At 69.0% G+C, this 18,849-nt stretch carries 15 protein-coding genes; 8 read left to right on the top strand and 7 right to left on the bottom strand.

All coding sequences use genetic code 11. From position 1 onward, the window contains the following. Positions 1 to 59: 59 nt before the first annotated feature. The 6 genes from AB0I12_RS32585 to AB0I12_RS32560 form a co-directional block, all read right to left on the bottom strand. Positions 60 to 854: a DUF2785 domain-containing protein gene (locus tag AB0I12_RS32585; RefSeq protein WP_359936896.1), complete on the bottom strand. Its 795-nt coding sequence runs from the start codon at positions 852 to 854 to the stop codon at positions 60 to 62. 176 nt (positions 855 to 1,030) lie between these two features. Continuing rightward, positions 1,031 to 1,780 carry a hypothetical protein gene (locus AB0I12_RS32580; RefSeq protein WP_359936893.1) on the bottom strand — a complete coding sequence of 250 codons (750 nt, stop codon included), beginning with the start codon at positions 1,778 to 1,780 and terminating at the stop codon, positions 1,031 to 1,033. Position 1,781: 1 nt separating this feature from the next. Further along, entirely contained in the window at positions 1,782 to 2,774 is a 993-nt protein-coding gene (locus AB0I12_RS32575; RefSeq protein WP_359936890.1) for an ABC transporter ATP-binding protein, read from the bottom strand. A gap of 282 nt (positions 2,775 to 3,056) precedes the next feature. After that, a complete protein-coding gene (locus AB0I12_RS32570) occupies positions 3,057 to 4,262 on the bottom strand; it encodes a DUF4142 domain-containing protein (protein WP_359936887.1) in 1,206 nt (401 codons plus the stop codon). 93 nt (positions 4,263 to 4,355) lie between these two features. Further along, a complete protein-coding gene (locus AB0I12_RS32565; protein ID WP_359936884.1) occupies positions 4,356 to 6,659 on the bottom strand; it encodes a sodium-translocating pyrophosphatase in 2,304 nt (767 codons plus the stop codon). Positions 6,660 to 6,896: 237 nt separating this feature from the next. After that, the gene (locus tag AB0I12_RS32560) at positions 6,897 to 7,226 is read right to left on the bottom strand and encodes an STAS domain-containing protein (RefSeq protein ID WP_355475853.1); all 330 of its coding nucleotides are present in this window, start codon (positions 7,224 to 7,226) and stop codon (positions 6,897 to 6,899) included. A 193-nt stretch (positions 7,227 to 7,419) separates the two neighbouring features. Here AB0I12_RS32560 and AB0I12_RS32555 point away from each other — a divergent pair, with 193 nt between their 5' ends. The 8 genes from AB0I12_RS32555 (at position 7,420) to AB0I12_RS32520 (ending at position 17,380) form a co-directional block, all read left to right on the top strand. Next, positions 7,420 to 9,729 (top strand): DEAD/DEAH box helicase, encoded by a 2,310-nt coding sequence (locus tag AB0I12_RS32555; protein WP_359936881.1) that lies wholly within the window; start codon positions 7,420 to 7,422, stop codon positions 9,727 to 9,729. 37 nt (positions 9,730 to 9,766) lie between these two features. Next, positions 9,767 to 10,177 carry a hypothetical protein gene (locus AB0I12_RS32550; protein WP_359936878.1) on the top strand — a complete coding sequence of 137 codons (411 nt, stop codon included), beginning with the start codon at positions 9,767 to 9,769 and terminating at the stop codon, positions 10,175 to 10,177. 318 nt (positions 10,178 to 10,495) lie between these two features. Beyond that, positions 10,496 to 11,263 (top strand): hypothetical protein, encoded by a 768-nt coding sequence (locus tag AB0I12_RS32545; RefSeq protein WP_359936876.1) that lies wholly within the window; start codon positions 10,496 to 10,498, stop codon positions 11,261 to 11,263. A gap of 536 nt (positions 11,264 to 11,799) precedes the next feature. Beyond that, on the top strand, positions 11,800 to 13,227 hold the full coding sequence (locus AB0I12_RS32540) for an extracellular solute-binding protein (protein ID WP_359936873.1): 1,428 nt from the start codon (positions 11,800 to 11,802) through the stop codon (positions 13,225 to 13,227). Continuing rightward, the gene (locus AB0I12_RS32535) at positions 13,227 to 14,183 is read left to right on the top strand and encodes a sugar ABC transporter permease (RefSeq protein WP_359936870.1); all 957 of its coding nucleotides are present in this window, start codon (positions 13,227 to 13,229) and stop codon (positions 14,181 to 14,183) included. Before AB0I12_RS32540 ends, AB0I12_RS32535 begins: the two co-directional genes overlap by 1 nt. Further along, on the top strand, positions 14,180 to 15,001 hold the full coding sequence (locus AB0I12_RS32530) for a carbohydrate ABC transporter permease (protein ID WP_355474981.1): 822 nt from the start codon (positions 14,180 to 14,182) through the stop codon (positions 14,999 to 15,001). The genes AB0I12_RS32535 and AB0I12_RS32530 overlap by 4 nt, the downstream gene beginning before the upstream one ends. After that, a complete protein-coding gene (locus tag AB0I12_RS32525; RefSeq protein WP_359936867.1) occupies positions 15,001 to 16,092 on the top strand; it encodes an ABC transporter ATP-binding protein in 1,092 nt (363 codons plus the stop codon). The genes AB0I12_RS32530 and AB0I12_RS32525 overlap by 1 nt, the downstream gene beginning before the upstream one ends. A gap of 40 nt (positions 16,093 to 16,132) precedes the next feature. Further along, positions 16,133 to 17,380 carry a CehA/McbA family metallohydrolase gene (locus AB0I12_RS32520; protein ID WP_359936865.1) on the top strand — a complete coding sequence of 416 codons (1,248 nt, stop codon included), beginning with the start codon at positions 16,133 to 16,135 and terminating at the stop codon, positions 17,378 to 17,380. A 918-nt stretch (positions 17,381 to 18,298) separates the two neighbouring features. Here the strand turns inward: AB0I12_RS32520 and AB0I12_RS32515 are convergent. Further along, entirely contained in the window at positions 18,299 to 18,487 is a 189-nt protein-coding gene (locus tag AB0I12_RS32515) for a hypothetical protein (protein WP_359936862.1), read from the bottom strand. Positions 18,488 to 18,849: the final 362 nt, after the last annotated feature.

Here is an 18,849-nt window from a genome sequence, read left to right as displayed (position 1 = left end):
AGGGAAACCAGCGACGAAAGTCGGATGCGCGATCCGTCCGCAGATCGTTGCCTGGACGCTCAGAGGTAGTACGGAGTCACGATCCGGAGTACGTCGGCCAGCTTTGTCTTGACCTGCTCGCGTTGCGGGACCTGTGTGAGTTTCTTCGCATCGCCCACCCGCAGACCGTGATCGGCCAGGACGTACACCACCCGCAGCGTCCGGATGGTGTTCGTCACCTCGGGTGTGATGCCTTCGGCCGGCGGGTTCGACAGCGCCCGGATCGCCGGGTCCAGCCAGTCCGTGGCGTCGCTGCCGCTCAGGTCGGAGCGGGTCAGCGTGGCCGCGAGCGCGTACCCGAGGCGGTCGTCCTCCATGTCGCGCAGCACGTACGACGTCGGCGTCAGCAGCCGCCCGATCCCGAGCCGCAGCATCTGCACCGGCTCGACCGCCTCGTGCAGCCCGAGCGTCCCGAGCAGGTCCGCACCGTGTGCGACCGCGTGCAGCCAGCCGAGCTTCTCGTCGTACCCGCGCAGGTCCTCCTCGCCGACGTACCAGCGCTCGAAGGGCGGCACCCAGCTCGGCTCGAAGACCCCGGCCGCCACGATCGAGTCCAGGATCAGCGGAGCGAACGTCCGCGCCTGGATCTCCGGGTCGCCGAACCGCGGCACCATCAGGTCGCCGAGCGCCCGCAACTCGTCCGCGGACAGCACGCCACGCCCGATCCAGGTCGCCAGGACGGCGTACGCGTGCCGGTCCCGGACGACGGGATCCGGCGACCGCAGCATCCCGGCCAGCTCGGCCACCAACTCGCCCAGCGGCCGTCCTTCGGGAACCGCGTCATCGGTGTCGCGCACCTGAGCCCAATCGGTCATGCGCGGCACGGTAGACGTTTGCCGGGCCACCGGCCACCCCAGGACCGGAAAGGGAAACGGCCCGCGGTCCATCCGGAGACCGGATGTACCACGGGCCGTCGCGGCCAGGACCCCTCAGCCCGGCCGGGCCCCTGCCCCGGTCAAGGGCCCCTCAACCTCCGACCGGGGTGGACTTGTCAGGCGTCGCGCTTGCTCGCCGAGAACAACGCGATCGCCATCAGCGCCGCGGCCCAGGCCGCGAAGTACAGCAGCGCCCACCACGGACCCATCGCGTACTGCGCGTCGGCCGGCGGACCGTTGACGCCGAAGTCCTGGCCCTGGTTCAGGAACGAACCGGCGTTCTGGAACGGGGACCAGCGCGACATGTCGTCGCCGACCTTCGGGATCAGGTTGAACAGGTTCTCGACCAGCAGCGGCCACAGGATCAGGATCGCGATCGCACCGGCGCTCTGCCGGATCAGGATGCCGACCGCCACCGCGATCACCGCCGACAGCGCGAACACCAGACCCTGGCCGGCCAGCAGCCGCCATTCACCGGCGGTGTTGATGGACAGGTCCGCGCCGTCCTTGAAGATGTTGCCGATCCCCCAGGCGCCGAACGACGCGATCAGCCCGACGAGAGCGGACAGCGCGGCGACCACGGCGGTCTTGCCGAGCAGCAGCGCCGCGCGCTGCGGCACGGCCTGGAAGCTGGTCCGGATGGTGCCGAACCGGTACTCGGTCGTCACCGCCAGCGCGGCCATCACCATCATCACCATCTGGCTGAGCTGCGCTCCGCCCTGGGTGAGGCCGATGGTCACCGGGCCCTCGGAGAAGCCCGCGGCCAGCGCCGCCAGACCGAGCGTCAGCACTGCGGCGACGACCATGCACCACCACGGTGAGCGGGTGGAGAAGAGCTTGATGCGCTCGACTGCGATCACCGACATGTCAGTTGTCCTCCTTCGGACCCGCGGCCACCTCGGCGGCGTCGGGGGCGTCGAGCGAGGTCACAGCGGCGATCTCCTCGTGCGCGTGGTACTCGACCGAGTCACCGGTCATCTGCATGAATGCCTGCTCCAGCGAACCGCGCTGCAGCGTCAGCTCGTGCAGCACGATGCCGTGCGCGGCGGCGGCCTCGCCGATCTGGTCGGTGGTCAGGTCGCCTTCGACGAACAGCACCTTGCCCTGGTCCTCGACGTCCTCGATGCGGGTGGCCAGCTGCTGCTGGCTCAGGACGGCGGCGAACTGGTCGAGCTGCGGCGTCCGCACCTTCACCGTCGTACCGCTGGCGCGGTCGACGAACTCCTGGGTGCTGCTCTGCGCGATCAGCTTGCCGCGGCCGATGACGACCAGTTCCTCGGCGGTGAGCGCCATCTCGGACAGCAGGTGGCTGGAGACCAGCACGGTCCGGCCCTCGTCGGCCAGTCGGTGCATGAAGGTCCGGATCCAGACGATGCCCTCCGGGTCGAGACCGTTCACCGGCTCGTCGAACAGCAGCACCTCCGGGTCGCCGAGCAGCGCGCCGGCGATGCCGAGCCGCTGCGACATGCCCAGCGAGAAGGCCCCGGCCCGCTTGTTCGCGACCGAGGTCAGGCCGACCATCTCGAGCACCTTGTCGACCGATGACTTCGGCAACTTGTTGGACGCGGCCATCCAGGTCAGGTGGGCGCGCGCCGAGCGGTTCGGGTGCACCCACTTGGCGTCCAGCAGCGCGCCGACCTTGGTCAGCGGCCGGTGCAGGTCCCGGTACCGCTGCCCGTCGATCGTGACCTCGCCGGACGTCGGCGTGTCGAGCCCGAGGATCATCCGCATGGTGGTCGACTTGCCGGCCCCGTTCGGGCCGAGGAAGCCGGTCACCTTGCCGGGTTTCACCTCGAAAGACAGGTTGTCAACGGCAACTGTAGTGCCGTATCGCTTGGTGAGGCCCTTTGCCTCGATCATCGCCGTGCTCCTCGTCAGATGGCGTGAAATCGTCCCCGGTCGGGCGGGATGTGTCGTGATGAGATCAGTATCGAGGCCCACACGGTGCTGAGCATCGGACCCCGGGCGGATCCGGTGTGTCCACCCGTGGGTTGATTCTGCCGTCGGCACCCGAACGACTGCTATCGGTTAACTCCCTGACCACGACCCCGACGATCCCCCATCCCGCGGGGGAGCACATCAGCCGAAAGTCGACGGCGGGCGTACTTCGGTCGACCGTTGCTGGAAGTGACTACCAAAAGATCAGTCGACCGGCACGCCGTAGAGCACCAGGTTCTGGCTGTAGCGGTGCGCCGCACGGTCGTACGAACCGGTGCAGGTCACGAGCGCCAGCCGGGGCTTCGCCGCGCCCTGGAACAGGTCGGCGGGCAAGGCCTCCTGCTTGTACGTACGGCGCGCCACGATGCGGTACCAGTGCTCCTCGCCGTCGCCGCTCGTCACGCCGACGGTGGCCCCGACCGGCACCTCGGACAGCGCCGCGAACACACCACGCCCGCGGGTGGTGTCCACATGTCCTGCGAGCAGCACGGTGCCGCCGTCAGCGCCCGGCGCCGCACCCGCGGCCCACCAGCCGACGTCTGCGCTCGACGTGGGCACCTGAAGCTGGCCGTCGGCTCCGGTCCCGACCGGCCGCACCGACGCCTCCAGGACACCGGGCAGCTTCAACCGGACAGGCGGTACGGCGGCCTCGCGCTCCGCGGCGGTCTTGCCGGCCGCCGGGACCTTGCCGGTGTTGGCGGGCTGGCCACCGAACAGCATGACCAAACCGGCTCCCAGTGCGATGACTCCGGCCAGGCGTCGCCGTACGGAGATCGACTTGCCGATGAAAAGCAGCACCGCTCCGATGCCGAGCAGGATCACCGCTGCCCGGGCACGGGCCTTCTCCGCGTCCGCGTGCTGGCCGCCGTCGCCGGTCGGCACTACTGGGGTGACGGACGTGGTCTTGCAGGTGCCTGCCACCAGACGCTGATGCATCTGGAGCACTGGCTTGGCACCCTCCGCCAGTGACTCGACGGCCGGTGACGCGCTGATCGGCAGCTCGCCGTTGACCAGCGCCAGGTACTGCTGATGCTCCTGGCGCTGCAGGGCCAGCCAGGCAGCGTCGTACCCGGCTGTCCCGGCTTTGGCCGCGACAGCGTTGAGTTGCTGGCGCTGCGTCGCAGAGGGCTCTGTCGGCAGCAGGATGTTGAGGCGCGTGGCGACGTCGAGCTCCTGCGCCGAGAGCTTGCTGTGGTCGCGCTCGAGCTGCGCGGCGGCCCGTCGTACGCAGGCGGTCTTGCCCTTGGTCGTCGCGGCGTGCGCGGACTCGATGATCGTGAGGTTGATCTGGTGCGCGGCGTTGAGGTACGCGACATCCGGTTGCGGCGTTGCGGCGTTCGCCGGCTGCAGCGCGCCGAGCACGCCCACCGCAACCAGGAGCAGCAGCGCGGGCACCCGGGCGATCCTCACAGGACGACAGTAGAAGAGTCGACGGCCCCGGGTCCAGACATGCGAAACGGCCCGCCGGACAGGCCGGCGGGCCGCTTCGGAAGGTACCGCGAATCAGGCGGCGGCGTTCACCTCGGCCGGCGTGTCGGCGATGACCGACTCCCGGCGCTTGGAGACGAACACGGCGGCGGCCAGGATCACCACGGCCACGACCGCGATGATGATCCGCAGCGCGGTGTTGGTGTCGTCGCCGATCGCCGACATCCCGACGACCGCCGGAGCGATCAGCACCGAGACCAGGTTCATCACCTTGATCAGCGGGTTGATGGCCGGACCGGCGGTGTCCTTGAACGGGTCACCGACGGTGTCACCGATGACGGTGGCCTCGTGCGCGGGCGAACCCTTGCCGCCGTGGTTGCCGTCCTCGACCAGCTTCTTGGCGTTGTCCCAGGCACCACCGGAGTTGGCCAGGAAGACCGCCATCAGGGTGCCGGCGCCGATCGCACCGGCCAGGTAGCCGGCCAGCGCCGAGGCGCCGAGGCCGAAGCCGACGGCGATCGGCGCGGTCAGCGCCAGCAGACCCGGGGTGGCCAGCTCCCGCAGCGAGTCGCGGGTGCAGATGTCCACGACCTTGCCGTACTCCGGCTTGCCCGTGCCCTCCATGATCCCGGGGATGTCGCGGAACTGGCGACGGACCTCGTAGACGACCGCACCGGCGGCGCGACCGACGGCGTTGATGGCCAGACCCGAGAACATGAACACGACCGCGGCGCCGAGGATCAGACCGACCAGCGTGCCCGGGTTGAACACCAGGGCGTCGGCCTCGAACTTGGCGTACTGGTCGCCCAGCGAGGACCGGATCGCGTCGGTGTAGGAACCGAACAGCGCGGTCGCGGCCAGCACGGCGGTGGCGATCGCGATGCCCTTGGTGATCGCCTTGGTGGTGTTGCCGACGGCGTCCAGCTCGGTGAGGATCTGGGCCGCCTCGCCGTCAACGTCACCGGACATCTCGGCGATGCCCTGCGCGTTGTCGGAGACCGGGCCGAAGGTGTCCATCGCGACGATGACGCCGACGGTTGTGAGCAGACCGCAGCCGGCCAGCGCGATCGCGAACAGCGCGACCACACCGGAGCCGCCGACCAGGAAGGCGCCGTACACGGCCGCCGCGATCACCACGGCGGTGTAGACGGCGGACTCGAAGCCGACCGAGATACCGGACAGGATCACCGTGGCGGCACCGGTCAGCGACGACTTGCCGACGTCCTTGACCGGCTTGTCCTCGGTGCCGGTGAAGTACCCGGTCAGCGCCAGGATGACGGCCGCCAGGACGATACCGATGATGACCGAGATGGTCGCGATCAGCCGCGGGTCGCCGTCGGTCGCGGCGATCGACTCGCTCGCGCCGGTCAGGTCCTTGAAGCTGCTCGGCAGGTAGACGAACGCCGCCACCGCACACAGCACACCGGAGATCAGCGCGGAGATGTAGAACGCCCGGTTGATCGTGCGCAGGCCGTTCTCGCCGGTCCGCGGACGGGTCAGGAAGACGCCGACGACGGCGGTGAGCGCGCCGATGGCCGGCACGATCAGCGGGAAGATCAGGCCCTGCTCGCCGAACGCGGCCTTGCCCAGGATCAGCGAGGCCACCAGCATCACGGCGTACGACTCGAACAGGTCGGCCGCCATACCGGCGCAGTCGCCGACGTTGTCACCGACGTTGTCGGCGATCGTCGCCGCGTTCCGCGGGTCGTCCTCAGGGATGTTCTGCTCGACCTTGCCGACCAGGTCGGCGCCGACGTCGGCGGCCTTGGTGAAGATACCGCCGCCGACCCGCATGAACATCGCGAGCATCGCGGCGCCGAAACCGAAGCCCTCGAGCACGGTCGGGGCGTCACCCTTGAACAGCAGCACGACGAGCGCGGCGCCGAACAGGCCGAAGCCCACGGTCGCCATGCCGACGGTGCCGCCGGTGCGGAACGCGACCCGCATCGCCGGGTTGCGGCCCTCGTCCCGGGCGGCCGCGGCGACCCGGACGTTGGCGCGCGTCGCGAGCCACATGCCCAGGTAGCCGATCGCGGCGGAGAAGCCCGCGCCGACCAGGAAGAACACCGAGCGGAAGATCTTCAGCGTGGTCTCGTTGCCGCCGTCGGTGTGGGCCGGCAGCAGGAACAGCAACAGGAACGCGACCACGGCGAAGATCGACAATGTCCGGAACTGCCGGTTCAGGTACGCCGAGGCGCCTTCCTGAACCGCCGCGGCGATCGTCTTCATGTTCTCGGTGCCATCGTTCGCGGCAAGCACCTGGCCCCGGAAGACCATCGCGATGACGACCGCGAGAATCGCGATCACCCCGACAACGATCACCAGTGTGGTGTTGCTCGACGAAAGATCCACCGCTTGTGGAGCAAGCAGCGCGGACATCCGTCCTCCTTGTAGGCAACCCATCCAGGCTTGACGGCCCCCGTCTGCCGCAACCGAAGGGTTGGGGAAATACGACACAGCGCCAATGGGCTGGCGCGGTGGGTTACTCTAACGGGTTCCCGACCAGACCTGACGACAGGGTGGTCTACGCCATACCGGGTCGGCCCGGCAAGACCCCTGCCGGAACCTGGGCGGAACAATCACCGAAAGTAGCGAGGCGGACACCGTTTCGCTTCATCAGATCGCCGAGGCGACGTCCGGGTGGATGTCGAAGACCTTGGTCAGGCCGGTGATCCGGAAGATCTTCAGCAGCCGTTCCTGGGTGCAGACCAGGGACAGGGATCCGTCGTGGGTGCGCACGCGTTTCAGGCCGCCGACGAGGACGCCGAGACCGGTGGAGTCCAGGAACTCCACGCGTTCCAGGTCGATGACGATGTCGTAGACGCCTTCTTCGACGAGCGTGGCGATCTTCTCCCTGAGCTTCGGTGCGGTGTAGACGTCGATCTCCCCCGCAACCTCGATGACGGTTCGCCCGCCCTCGGCGCGCGCGGTCAGCGACAGATCCACTTCAGCCTCCGATCCCATGAACTGCTGCATTCAACCATGTACGGACCGTGAGAAGACCCGTTGCCGAAAACTCTTTCATCTCACCCACCCGAAGTCGATTCCCCTCCGGAAAAAGCCGCGTGCATCCGCGCGTGCATTCTCAGCGGACTCTCAGCGGCAAGCCCTTGTCCGTGCAGGGCACTACGCTCACCGTATGCGTGCAGGTGGTGAGGCGGCTGCCGTCCTGAAGCGCCTGGCCGCCGGTCGTGACGACCGGTTGACGCATGTCGAGGCGGTGCCGCCGCGGCTGGGACAAACGTGTGATTGGCCGCGGTGGGTTCCGTCCGAGGTGCTCGACCAGTTGCGGGACTCCGGCATCACGGCCCCCTGGACCCATCAGGTCGCGACCGCCGAGGCGGCGTATTCGGGCAGGCACGTCGTCGTGGCGACCGGGACGGCATCCGGCAAGTCGCTCGGGTACCTGCTGCCGGCCTTCGCCACGTTGAGCATCGCGCAGGCCGCGTCGCCACACCGTCGTACGGCGTCGGTGCTCTACCTGTCTCCGACCAAGGCGCTCGCCCACGACCAGTTGCGCGCGGTCTCGGCGTACACCGTGCCGGGTCTGCGGGCCACGACGCTGGACGGCGACTCGGAGCGGACCGAGCGGGACTGGGCGCGCGACCACGCGACTTACGTGCTCAGCAACCCGGACATGCTGCACCGGTCGGTCCTGCCGAACCATCAACGCTGGGCGCGGTTCCTGGGCTGCCTGCAGTACGTCGTGGTCGACGAGTGTCACCACTACCGCGGCGTCTTCGGTGCGCACGTCGCCGGCGTACTGCGGCGGCTGCGGCGGGTCTGCGCGCAGTACGGCGCCAATCCGATCTTTGTCTGCGCCTCGGCGACAGTGGCCGAGCCGGCGCTGTCAGGTGAGCGCCTGACCGGGCTGCCGATGGTGGAGGTGGTCGAGGACGGCTCTCCACGCGGCGGCATCGCCTTCGGCCTCTGGGAGCCGCCACTGACGGCCCTGCACGGCGAGAACGGCGCACCGGTACGACGGTCCGCCACAGCCGAGGTGGCCGACCTGCTGACCGACCTGGTGGTCACAGGTGTCCGCACGGTCGCGTTCGTCCGCTCGCGGCGTGGAGCCGAGACGGTGGCGATGACAGCCCGGGACAACCTGGCCGAGGTCGACCCGGCGCTGACAGACCAGGTGTCGGCGTACCGGGCCGGGTATCTACCGGAAGAGCGGCGGCGGCTCGAGGGCATGTTGCAGAGCGGCGAGCTCACCGGCGTCGCGGCGACGAACGCTCTCGAGCTGGGCATCGACATCGCCGGACTGGACGCCGTGCTGCTGTCAGGATGGCCCGGCACCCGCGCCTCACTGTGGCAGCAGGCCGGTCGCGCCGGGCGCGCCGGCGGGGACGCGGTGGCGCTCCTGATCGCGCGGGACGACCCACTGGACACCTACCTGGTGCGCCACCCGGGCGCCATCTTCGGCCGCCCGGTCGAAGCCACCGTGTTCAACCCGGAGAACCCGTACGTGCTCGGGCCCCAACTGTGCGCCGCCGCCCAGGAGCTACCGCTGACGCCCGACGATTTCGAGATCTTCGGCGCGACGACAGCGCAGGTGATCGCGCAACTCGTACGGCAGGGTGCGCTGCGCGAGCGGCCGCACGGGTGGTTCTGGACGCGCCGGGAGCGCGCCGTCGACGCCATCGACATCCGGTCCGCCGGCGGCAAGACGGTGCAGATCGTGGAGGACCGGACCGGTCGCCTGCTCGGCACGGTCGACGGCGGCTCGGCGCATGCGTCGGTGCACGAGGGCGCCGTCTACGTGCACGCGGGCGAGTCGTACCTGGTGCGGTCGCTGGACCTCGAGGAGCACGCCGCGGTCGTCGAGCCCGCCTCGCCCGACTACACGACCTTCGCCCGGGACGTGACCGAGATCAGCATCCTGGCGACCGAGGAGACGTGCACCTGGGGGACGGCGGAGTTGTCGCGCGGCTGGGTCCAGGTGACGAGTCAGGTCATCTCGTACCAGCGCAAGCTGATCGCGACCGGCGACGTACTCGACGAGCAGCCGCTGGATCTGCCCGAGCGCACCCTGCGGACCAAGGCGGTGTGGTGGACGATGCCCGACGCCGCCGTCGAGGCGCTCGGGCTGGCCGACGTACCGGGTGCGGCCCACGCGGCCGAGCACGCGTCGATCGGCCTCCTTCCGCTGTTCGCCACCTGCGACCGCTGGGACATCGGCGGCGTCTCCACCGCCCGGCACGCCGACACCGGCCGGCTCACGGTCTTCGTGTACGACGGCCACCCCGGCGGAGCCGGATTCGCCGAACACGGGTACGCCGCGGCGCGCGAGTGGTTGACTGCGACACGCGAGGCGATTGCACACTGTGAATGTACGGACGGATGCCCTTCGTGCGTACAGTCGCCCAAGTGTGGGAACCAGAACAACCCACTCGACAAGAGCGGCGCGGTGGCGTTGCTCTCCGCATTACTGAGCAGTGAGGCCTGACGAGTCCGGCGGTCTCCGGACGGAGAGGCAGCGTGCCATGGTCGTCCTCGGAGTTGTTCTGATCGTTCTGGCCGTGCTGTTCGGCCTGGGTGTCTCGGTGTCGTCCACCGCCTCGACGACGATGGAGGTGTTCGGCGTCGACTTCGGTGTCTCGGTGCCGACGATCTTCTTCCTCGGCGCGGTGACCGGTGCCGCGCTGATCGCCGGCCTGTGGCTGACGAAGAAGGGACTCGGTCGCGGCTGGCGGCGCCGCAAGGAGATGCGCGAGCTGCGCGCCCAGGCGGCGAGCACGCCGAGTAACACCGTCGGCGGAGAGATCACGGAAAGTGACGCCGCTGCCGATGTCCCGCCGCGCCTCGAGGGTTCGCCGGAAGCGCCCGCCGACGAGCGCCTGGCGACCGAGCAGGAGCTCGCGCCGGACCCCGGGGACACCAAACAGCCCCACTGACAACTCTGTTGCCTACGGCATCTTCCAACGCAGTGCACTACCGGAATCGCAGCGGATTGCCGTAAGATCTCGAACAGTTCACAACAGCGGAACAGCAGCCTCGCATCCCGATGTAGATGCCTTGCGCAACGACTCCCGCCTGGCAGTTAGTTGCCATTGGCATCAAGTTTCGCGAGATCGGCATAACCTCCTCGGTCGCTCCTGTGCCTTACTTGTTGTGGCGTCAACGTCGCGCTGAGTCACTGCCGGCGTTCCGGCTCGCGCCACGGGGTCCCGACGACCTGACGCCAAGCGATGGCACGACCTCTGGAGGTTGTCTTGATCATCCGAAAGCTGTTCAGTCGCACCGGCGTGGTGGTGCTCGCGGTCAGCGTGGCGATCGCCACCGCCGTACCGGCCCAGGCCGCGAACCCGGCACCCCGCGGTTCGGCGGCACCCGGCGTCACCGTGGGCGTGGCACAACAGATCGCCACCCGCTCCGACACCCGCTACTGCCTGACGTTCGTCGCGGCCGACAAGGTCCCGATGGCGGTCATGATGGCGTGTGCGCCGGGCAAGGAAGGCAAGACCCAGGAGTGGATCTACACCGAGTCCGGCCAGCTGCAGGTCGCGATGAGCAAGAGCGTCGGTGGCGCCCTTGCCGCGACCGGAGCCTGCCTGGACAGCGGTGCGGACCTGGCCAAGGTTCCGGCGTCGGCCCCACTGCTGGTCCTGCCTTGCCGTGACGGCGACGGCCAGAAGTGGAACTACGACGAGGACACCGGCACGTTCGTGAACGCCGCCAGTGGGCTCGCCCTGACGTCGCTGCTTGGCAAGGGGAAGGCCAAGCAGGCGCAGCCGACCGGCACGATGAGCGCCGCGGGCACGCCGATCCAGGCCTGGAGCGGCCTTCCGGTGCCGAGCCTGGACATCCTGGGCGCGGTGCTGGCACTCGTGAACGCGCTGCTGGCGTCGCTGGGCCTGGCCCTGCCGCTGCCGATCGCGGGCGCGGCCGCCAGCTTGCTGTCGCTGCTCAGGCCGCAGGTCCCGATCCCGGCCCAGATGACGGTGCTGCCGAAGCAGATGATGCAACTGGCCCAGAGCTGAGCCGAGGAGGACACCAGCCACCAGCCAACGAGAGGACGGCCGGCCCCGACATCGTCGGGGCCGGCCGTTTCTCTCTCCTTGTCTCTCGTGCCGTCGCTCTCGGTCGGCCAGGCGGTGCTCGGGGATGAGTTCCGGGATGCCCGCTGCTTGCGCGTCAGCGGGAGCCCGGCGTCGTCACCGCGCGGCCCTCGGTCACCACCAGCACCAGCAGTGGCAGAGCAGGTCGTCGACAAGGCAAGCGACTCCGTGGAGCAGTCTCACGTCTTTCACCTCCGATCCGCTGAACCGAACGGCAAGACAGTAGCTCCACTGATCACCCTCTGTATCTACTCAACTACCTGTTGCCACACAACCTTGAGCATCCTTTAACTCTTCCGCAACGACTGCCACGGGATCCCGACTTGACAGTTCGCGGTTGGTTGCCTCCAGCCCCTGACAACGTTCGCCTCCGGGTTGGGAAAAAGTCTTCACATAGTCGCCGGAGAGTGCCAATGTTTGACCGGCACGCTGCTGGACCACTTCTGCTAGGAGCCCTGATGCGATCTCTCTCGCGGTTGACCACCGCCGGCGTCCTCGGCGCCGCGGCCCTCGCCCTGCTCACCGGATGCCTCGGCTCGTCCGACTCCGGCAGCGGCGACCAGGACGCGAACCGGAACGCCGACGCCAAGAAGGTCGAGCTGACCTTCGGTTCGAACTCGGTCAAGGGCGGCAAGAGCAGCGCCGGCGCGACCTTCGTCGAGGACGTGCTGATCCCGAAGTTCGTCGCCGACCAGAAGGGCAAGGGCGTCGACGTCACGGTCAAGTTCCAGGGCGACGGCTCCGACGACGAGGTCTACAAGCAGAAGCTGTCCCTCGACCTGTCGAACAAGTCCGGGCCGGACCTGTTCCAGATCGACGGCATCTGGGTCGGCGAGTTCGCCCAGGCCAACTACATCAAGCCGCTCACCGACACGGTCGGCGACGCCGCCAAGGTGGACGACTGGGACGGCTGGAAGCAGATCCCGGAGTCGGTCCAGGCGCTCGGCAGCTACAACGGCCAGCGGTACGGCGTACCCGGCGGCACCGACGGCCGCGTGCTGTACTTCAACAAGAAGCTCTTCCAGCAGGCCGGACTGCCCGCGGACTGGCAGCCGAAGTCCTGGGCCGACATCATCTCCGCAGGTCAGGCGCTGAAGAAGATCGCCGGTGTGACGCCGATCCAGATCAACGCCGGGACCGCGATGGGCGAGGCGACCACCATGCAGGGCGTGCTGCCGCTGCTGGTGGGCACCGGCGCGACCGTGAACTCCGACGGCAAGTGGCTCGGCAACAACGAGCAGCTGCGGCAGGTGCTCGACTTCTACCACCAGGTGTACTCGACGGGTCTCGGCGACCCGGTGCTGCAGCGCGAGGCGAAGGGCCGGGACAAGTCGTTCGCCGAGTTCGCGGCGAACAAGATCGGCATTCTGCTCGAGGGTGACTACTTCTGGCGCAGCGTCGTCGAGCCGAAGGAAGGCGTCGCCAAGATGGCCGACCGCGACACGGCCGTCGGCTACGCGCTGATCCCGGCCCGGCAGCCGGGCGCGGGCGTGAAGGGCCAGGACTTCGTCTCGATGTCCGGCGGCGGCGCGACCGTGATCAACCCGAACACCAAGTTCCCGCAGCAGGCGTGGGAGTTCCTGCAGTTCATGAACTCCGCCGAGATGGTGAAGGAGTCGCTGGCCGGCGCGGCCAAGATCACCCAGCGGTCGGACGTCAACAGCGAGGTGCTGAAGGACGACCCGATGCTGAGCTTCGTCGCCGAGAAGGTGCTGCCGGTCACGCAGTACCGTCCGGGCCGGGCCGAGTACCCGAAGATTTCGGCGGCGCTGCAGCAGGCGACCGCGGACGTGCTCGGCGGTAAGAGCACCGACGCCGCCGCGGCGGCGTACGGGAAGGCCGTCGAGACGGCGGCCGGGGGCAAGGACAAGGTCAACAGCAACTGATGACTTCCGCTTCCGCACCTCCCGTGCCCGCCGAGCCGGTGCCGGGACGTGGATCGGGCCGTCGATCAGGCGGTGGCCGGGGACCCGCGCGCGACGTCGCGGGCCTCGGCGTCGGCCGGGCGCTCGGCTTCGTCGCGCCCGCGATGCTGCTGATCGGCGCGTTCCTGATCTTCCCCGCGCTCTGGACCATCTACATCGGCGTCACGAACTACCGGCTGACCGGCGTCGAGGCCGTGTCGCCGTCGATCGTGGGCTTGTCGAACTACACGAAGGCGTTGAACGACGCCCTGTTCCACAACGCGTTGTGGCTGACGCTGCTGTTCGTGCTCGGCTCCGCGATCATCGGGCAGAACGTGCTCGGCTTCACGCTCGCGTGGGTGATGCGCCGCACGCGTCCCGCCGTACGCCGGACCGTCGAGGCGTTCGTCCTGCTCGCCTGGATCCTGCCGTCGACCGTGGTCGCGTACCTGTGGGTCGCGTTCTACGACCGCGACGGCGGCACCTTGAACAGTCTGCTGGGCACGCCGGGGACCGCGTGGCTGATCGACTACCCGATGGCGTGCCTCGTGGTCTTCAACACGTGGCGCGGTACGGCGTTCTCGATGATGCTCTACTCGTCGGCGCTGCAGGCCGTGCCGCCGTCGCAGCTCGAGTCGGCGCGGATGGTCGGGGCGTCGGGCTGGCAGACGCTGCGGGACGTGGTGTTCCCGCACATCCGCGGGCACGTGCTGACCAACACGCTGCTGATCTCGCTGTGGACGGCGAACGACTTCTCGCCGTTCCTGCTCACCAAGGGCGGACCGAACCACGAGTCCGAGACGGTGCCGGTCTACATCTACAACGTGGCGTTGCAGGGCGGCGAGCTCGGGTACTCGTCGGCCATCTCGTTCCTGCTACTGATCGCGAACCTGCTGGTCTCACTGGTCTATCTGCGGCTGTTGCGGAGGCGCTCGTGACGACGTCCTTTGTGCTGCGCCGGATCGGCTTCTACGTGCTGATCTGCGCGATCACGCTGTTCTTCGCCGTACCGATGCTGTGGATCGCGTCGGCGCCGTTCGACGCGTCGCCGGGCCTCGGGGTGCACTGGCCGGACTGGACGCTGGAGAACGTCCGGAAAACGCTGGACCACCCGTACGCGATGCACTCGATGGTCAACTCGTTGCTGATCTGCGTGACGACCGCCGTCGCGGTGACCGCGTTCGCGGCGCTGGCGTCGTACGCGCTGTCCCGGGTCCGCATCCCGGGACGCGACGCCCTGCTGTACGGGTTGCTGCTGCTGTCCTCGGTCGTCACCGGGACGGCGGCGATGGTGCCGATCTTCGTGATGATGTTCCAGCTCGGGCTGATCGACTCCCGGTTCGGCGTCGCGCTGGTGATGACCGGCGGGCTGTTGCCGGCGGCCATCTTCATCCTGAAGGACTTCGTCGACGCGGTGCCGAAGTCGTACGAGGAGTCGGCGCGGGTCTTCGGTGCGTCCACCGGCCAGATCCTGCGCGACGTGGTCCTTCCGGTCGCCCGCCCCGGGCTGGCGACCATCATGGTCTGGGCGTTCGTCAACTCCTGGGGCAACTTCCTGGTGCCCTTCCTGCTCATCCGGTCGATCGACAAGCAGCCTGGTGCGGTGCTGATGCAGACCCTCACCGACGAAGGCGGCAGCGTGAACCTGCAGGTGCTGCCGGTCTTCTCGCTGCTGTTCTCGATCCCGGTCGTCGTGCTGTACCTGCTGGTGAACTCGCGTTACGGGTTCCGTTTCCACGGAGGGATCAAGAGCTGATGGCGGGCATCGACATCGAAGGCCTCGCAACCGTCTACCCGAACGGCGTCCGCGCCGTCGACGGGCTGGACCTGCACGTGGCCGACGGCGAGTTCTTCGCCCTCCTCGGCCCGTCCGGTTGCGGCAAGACCACGCTGCTGCGGACGATCGCCGGCCTGGAGACCGCGACCGAGGGGACGGTGCGGATCGACGCGGCGGATGTGACTCGCGTGGAGCCAGGCAAGCGCGGCGTGGCGATGGTGTTCCAGGACTACGCGCTCTTCCCGCACATGAGCGTGTCCGAGAACATCACCTATCCCTTGAAGGTCCGCCGGGTCGCCGCGGCCACGCGCGCCGATGTCGCGTCGCGCACCGCGGGCGAACTGTCGCTGGACGGGCTCCTCGAGCGCAAGCCCGGGCAGCTGTCCGGCGGTCAGCAGCAGCGCGTCGCGCTGGCCCGCGCGATCGCGTCCGAAGGCAAGGTCCTGCTGCTCGACGAACCGCTGTCGAACCTCGACGCGCGGCTCCGGCTCGAGGCGCGGACGTTCCTGAAGAAGCTCCAGCGCGACCTCGGCATCACCACCGTCTTCGTCACCCACGACCAGGCCGAAGCGCTGGCGCTCGCCGACCGCATCGCCGTCATGGAGTCGGGCAAGCTTCGGCAGCTCGGATCTCCTCGTGAGGTCTTCGCCCGTCCCGTCAACACCTTCGTGGCGAACTTCATCGGTTCGACGCCGATGAACCTGCTCCCGGGCAAAGTGCTCGGCGACGGCACCGTGTCGGTAGCCGGCGGATCGTTGCCTGCGGCCACCTCGTCGACCCCGACGGATGCCGAGGTCACGGTCGGCATCCGGCCCGAGTACCTGACGCTGTCCACCGGCGACGTCAACGGGCCCGCCCTGCGCGGCGAGGTCGTCGTCGCCGAGAACCTCGGTACCCAGTCACTCGTCACCGTCGACTGTGCCGGCACCCTCATCGGCGTGACGGTCCCCGAGGAGACCGAGCCGACACCCGGCGCGCCCGTCGCGCTGACCGCGCCGGCATCTCGTGTCCTGCTCTACATCCAGGACACCGGCGAGCTCCTGGCCGCCGAGCAAGCCTCCGTCGTCTGATGCTGCCGCACAGCTCGTTCGAGAGCAGGGAGATCGCCTGATGGCCGTCACGTCGTACCGCCGGCGATGGACACTCGACGACCGCGCCGAGTCGGTGTGGCATTCGCTGCCCGTCGACATCCCGGCCGACTGCCCCGGCCTGCTCGTCACGCTCACCATCCCGCCGGTCGAGGGCGCCGTCATCGACATCGGCTGCGAGGGCGCGGCCGGCTGGCGCGGCTGGTCCGGCGGTGCCCGCACCACCTTCGCGATCACACCGTCGGCCGCCACGCCCGGCTACGTTCCCGGCGAGCTCGAACCAGGCACCTGGTGGGTCGTCCTCGGCCTCCACCGAGTACCAGCCGAAGGCGTCGAACTCCTCGTCGAGGCAGTCACCGGCCCGGTCGACACCATTCCCGGTCTCACCGAGTACGCCGAGGCCTCGGCCGCGATCGCCGTACCGCCGCGACCACCTCGCCGTACGCTGCCCGCCTCGTCCGGCCTGAAATGGATCGCCGGCGACTTCCACGCGCACTCCCTGCACTCCGACGGCTCGACACCGATCGCCAACCTCGCCGCCCTCGGTGTGTCGGCCGGACTCGACGTCCTCGCAGTCACCGACCACAACACCGTCGCCCACCACCCCGAACTCCCGTCGCTCAGCAAGCGCTTCGGCATCGGCCTCATCCCCGGCCAGGAAGTCACCACCGACACCGGCCACGCGAACGCGTTCGGCGAGATCGGCCCGATCGACTTCCGCCGGCCAGCCGCCACCTGGGTCTCGGAAGTCGCCCGGCGCGGCGGTCTCCTCTCCATCAACCACCCGCTGGGCGGCGACTGCTCCTGGCGCCACCCACTCCCCGAACACCCACCACTCGCCGAGATCTGGCACTCGTCCTGGCTCGACCAGACCTGGGGCGGCCCCGTCGCCTGGTGGCAGGCGTGGGGCCTCGAGAACACCACCCCCATCGGCGGCAGCGACTGGCACAACCCCACGTCCCTCATGCCCCCCGGCTCCCCCACCACCTGGATCGCCGTAGACGCCAACGCCGAAGGCCCCGCCGAACTCCCCACCGCCACCCTGCAAGCCCTAGCCGCCGGCCGCACCGCCCTCTCCTGGTCCTACACCGCCCCCGTCCTCATCCGAGCCGACGACGAACTCATCGCTCTGGACGCCCCCAACACCCTCGTCATCTCCCCCGACGGCACCCGCCACCCCGTCCCCACCCCCAAAACCCACCTCCCCGCCACCCCCGGCCCCCACCTCCTCATAACCCACACCGGCCAACTCCTCTCCGCCTGCGCCTAAGCGCCACTCGCCAACTCAGACAGGTCGGCAGACGCGCGCAGCACACGCGACCGAGCAGGGCGGCCCGGCGCACAGGGCGGCACGACATCGCGGCACCAACAGCCAGACACACCAGCCACGCGACGCACCCGCAGCCCGCCACAAACGAACGGCCTGGGCCCGCAGCTCAGGCGGGCGAGCGACACACGCAGCTCGGGCACAGCGACACACGCGAGCCGGCACAACCGGCCCCGCACACGCCCACCTGGAAGGCCCAACACAGGGCCGACCAACCACGCAGGTTTGGCAGAGCAGCCCGGCACATACGCCAAACCAGGCAAGTCGGCGCAGCCCAGCCGGCGCAGGTAGGACGGCGCAGGCATGACGAGGCAAGCCCACACCCGCAGGACCGCGCCGACACATGCACCCAATCCAGGCGTGCTGGCGCAGCCCAGTCAGCACAGGTACGACGGCGCAGGTACGACGAGGCAAGCCCACACCCGCAGGGCCACGCCGGCACATGTACCCAATCCAGGCGGGTCGCACGGTCAGGTCAGCGCGGGTACGACGACAGGCACGACCGCACCGGCACCACCGCATGCGCAGGCCCGCACACGCGGCGCAGCACATGCGGTGCGGCACACGCGGTGCGGCACACGCGGTGCGGCACACGCGGTGCGGCACATGCCATGCGGAGCATGTGTATGCGGCGGCGGTGATGTCAGGTCGGCTACGGGTTTGGTGCTTGCGTGACGCAGTGGTCGACCTGACGAATCCAACCGAGGCCGCACAGAGTAATTCCCCTTCTGCTGGAGCAGCTCGACCTGCGCCTATTCGTGCGCAGGCCGGTTTGCCACGGCGAGGTCGTGGCTTGTGTCGCGCCAGATTGTTGCCGCACGCATGAATGCCGGCGACCGGCGTACGAGCGGTCCCGGCCAGCTACTCGGGTAGCGCGTCCAGCTGATCGAGGAGCCAGCGCGGACCGGTGGTACCCGCGCCGGTGGGTTCGACACGTTGCCGGAGCTCGCGGTCTGCTGTGACGACGGTGACCGCCGGGTGATGCGCCTGCCCGACGACCTCCGCGGTAACGCTCAGGATCGTGTCGTCCCCGGACCCCGAAGCAAGCACCACCCGAACCCGCCCCGTATCCGGCGCACCGTCCCCAGACACCGCCCGGCAGGCGGCCCCCTCCAACACCACAACCACGTCGGTGTCCGGCAACTCCTCCTGCAAGGCAGCGAGGCGCGTCAACAGCCGCCGAGCGGCGCCGACCCGATCCCGCCACCATCCGTCCGGCCGCGACCCAACCACGTTCGCAGCATCGACCACGACAACTCGGCTCCGACCGACATCCACCACCCCAGTCTGCCCGTCCCCGCAGACCATCGACGATCAACTAGGTCGTGTCTGTTAATTGGTGATGCGGTGGTGGGTGACTATGGCGGCGAGGAGTACGCCACCGAGGTAGGTGAGGGCGTACTTGTCGTAGC

The organism is Kribbella sp. NPDC050459, from assembly GCF_040655315.1.
Taxonomy (GTDB): domain Bacteria; phylum Actinomycetota; class Actinomycetes; order Propionibacteriales; family Kribbellaceae; genus Kribbella.
This window is presented reverse-complemented; position numbering and strand designations above follow the sequence as displayed.

Bases quoted from the DNA above. Each gene is read 5' to 3' on its own strand.
- AB0I12_RS32585 (WP_359936896.1), bottom strand. From the start codon at position 854: ATGACCGATTGGGCTCAGGTGCGCGACACCGATGACGCGGTTCCCGAA.
- AB0I12_RS32580 (WP_359936893.1), bottom strand. From the start codon at position 1,780: ATGTCGGTGATCGCAGTCGAGCGCATCAAGCTCTTCTCCACCCGCTCA.
- AB0I12_RS32575 (WP_359936890.1), bottom strand. From the start codon at position 2,774: ATGATCGAGGCAAAGGGCCTCACCAAGCGATACGGCACTACAGTTGCC.
- AB0I12_RS32565 (WP_359936884.1), bottom strand. From the start codon at position 6,659: ATGTCCGCGCTGCTTGCTCCACAAGCGGTGGATCTTTCGTCGAGCAAC.
- AB0I12_RS32555 (WP_359936881.1), top strand. From the start codon at position 7,420: ATGCGTGCAGGTGGTGAGGCGGCTGCCGTCCTGAAGCGCCTGGCCGCC.
- AB0I12_RS32550 (WP_359936878.1), top strand. From the start codon at position 9,767: ATGGTCGTCCTCGGAGTTGTTCTGATCGTTCTGGCCGTGCTGTTCGGC.
- AB0I12_RS32540 (WP_359936873.1), top strand. From the start codon at position 11,800: ATGCGATCTCTCTCGCGGTTGACCACCGCCGGCGTCCTCGGCGCCGCG.
- AB0I12_RS32535 (WP_359936870.1), top strand. From the start codon at position 13,227: ATGACTTCCGCTTCCGCACCTCCCGTGCCCGCCGAGCCGGTGCCGGGA.
- AB0I12_RS32525 (WP_359936867.1), top strand. From the start codon at position 15,001: ATGGCGGGCATCGACATCGAAGGCCTCGCAACCGTCTACCCGAACGGC.
- AB0I12_RS32520 (WP_359936865.1), top strand. From the start codon at position 16,133: ATGGCCGTCACGTCGTACCGCCGGCGATGGACACTCGACGACCGCGCC.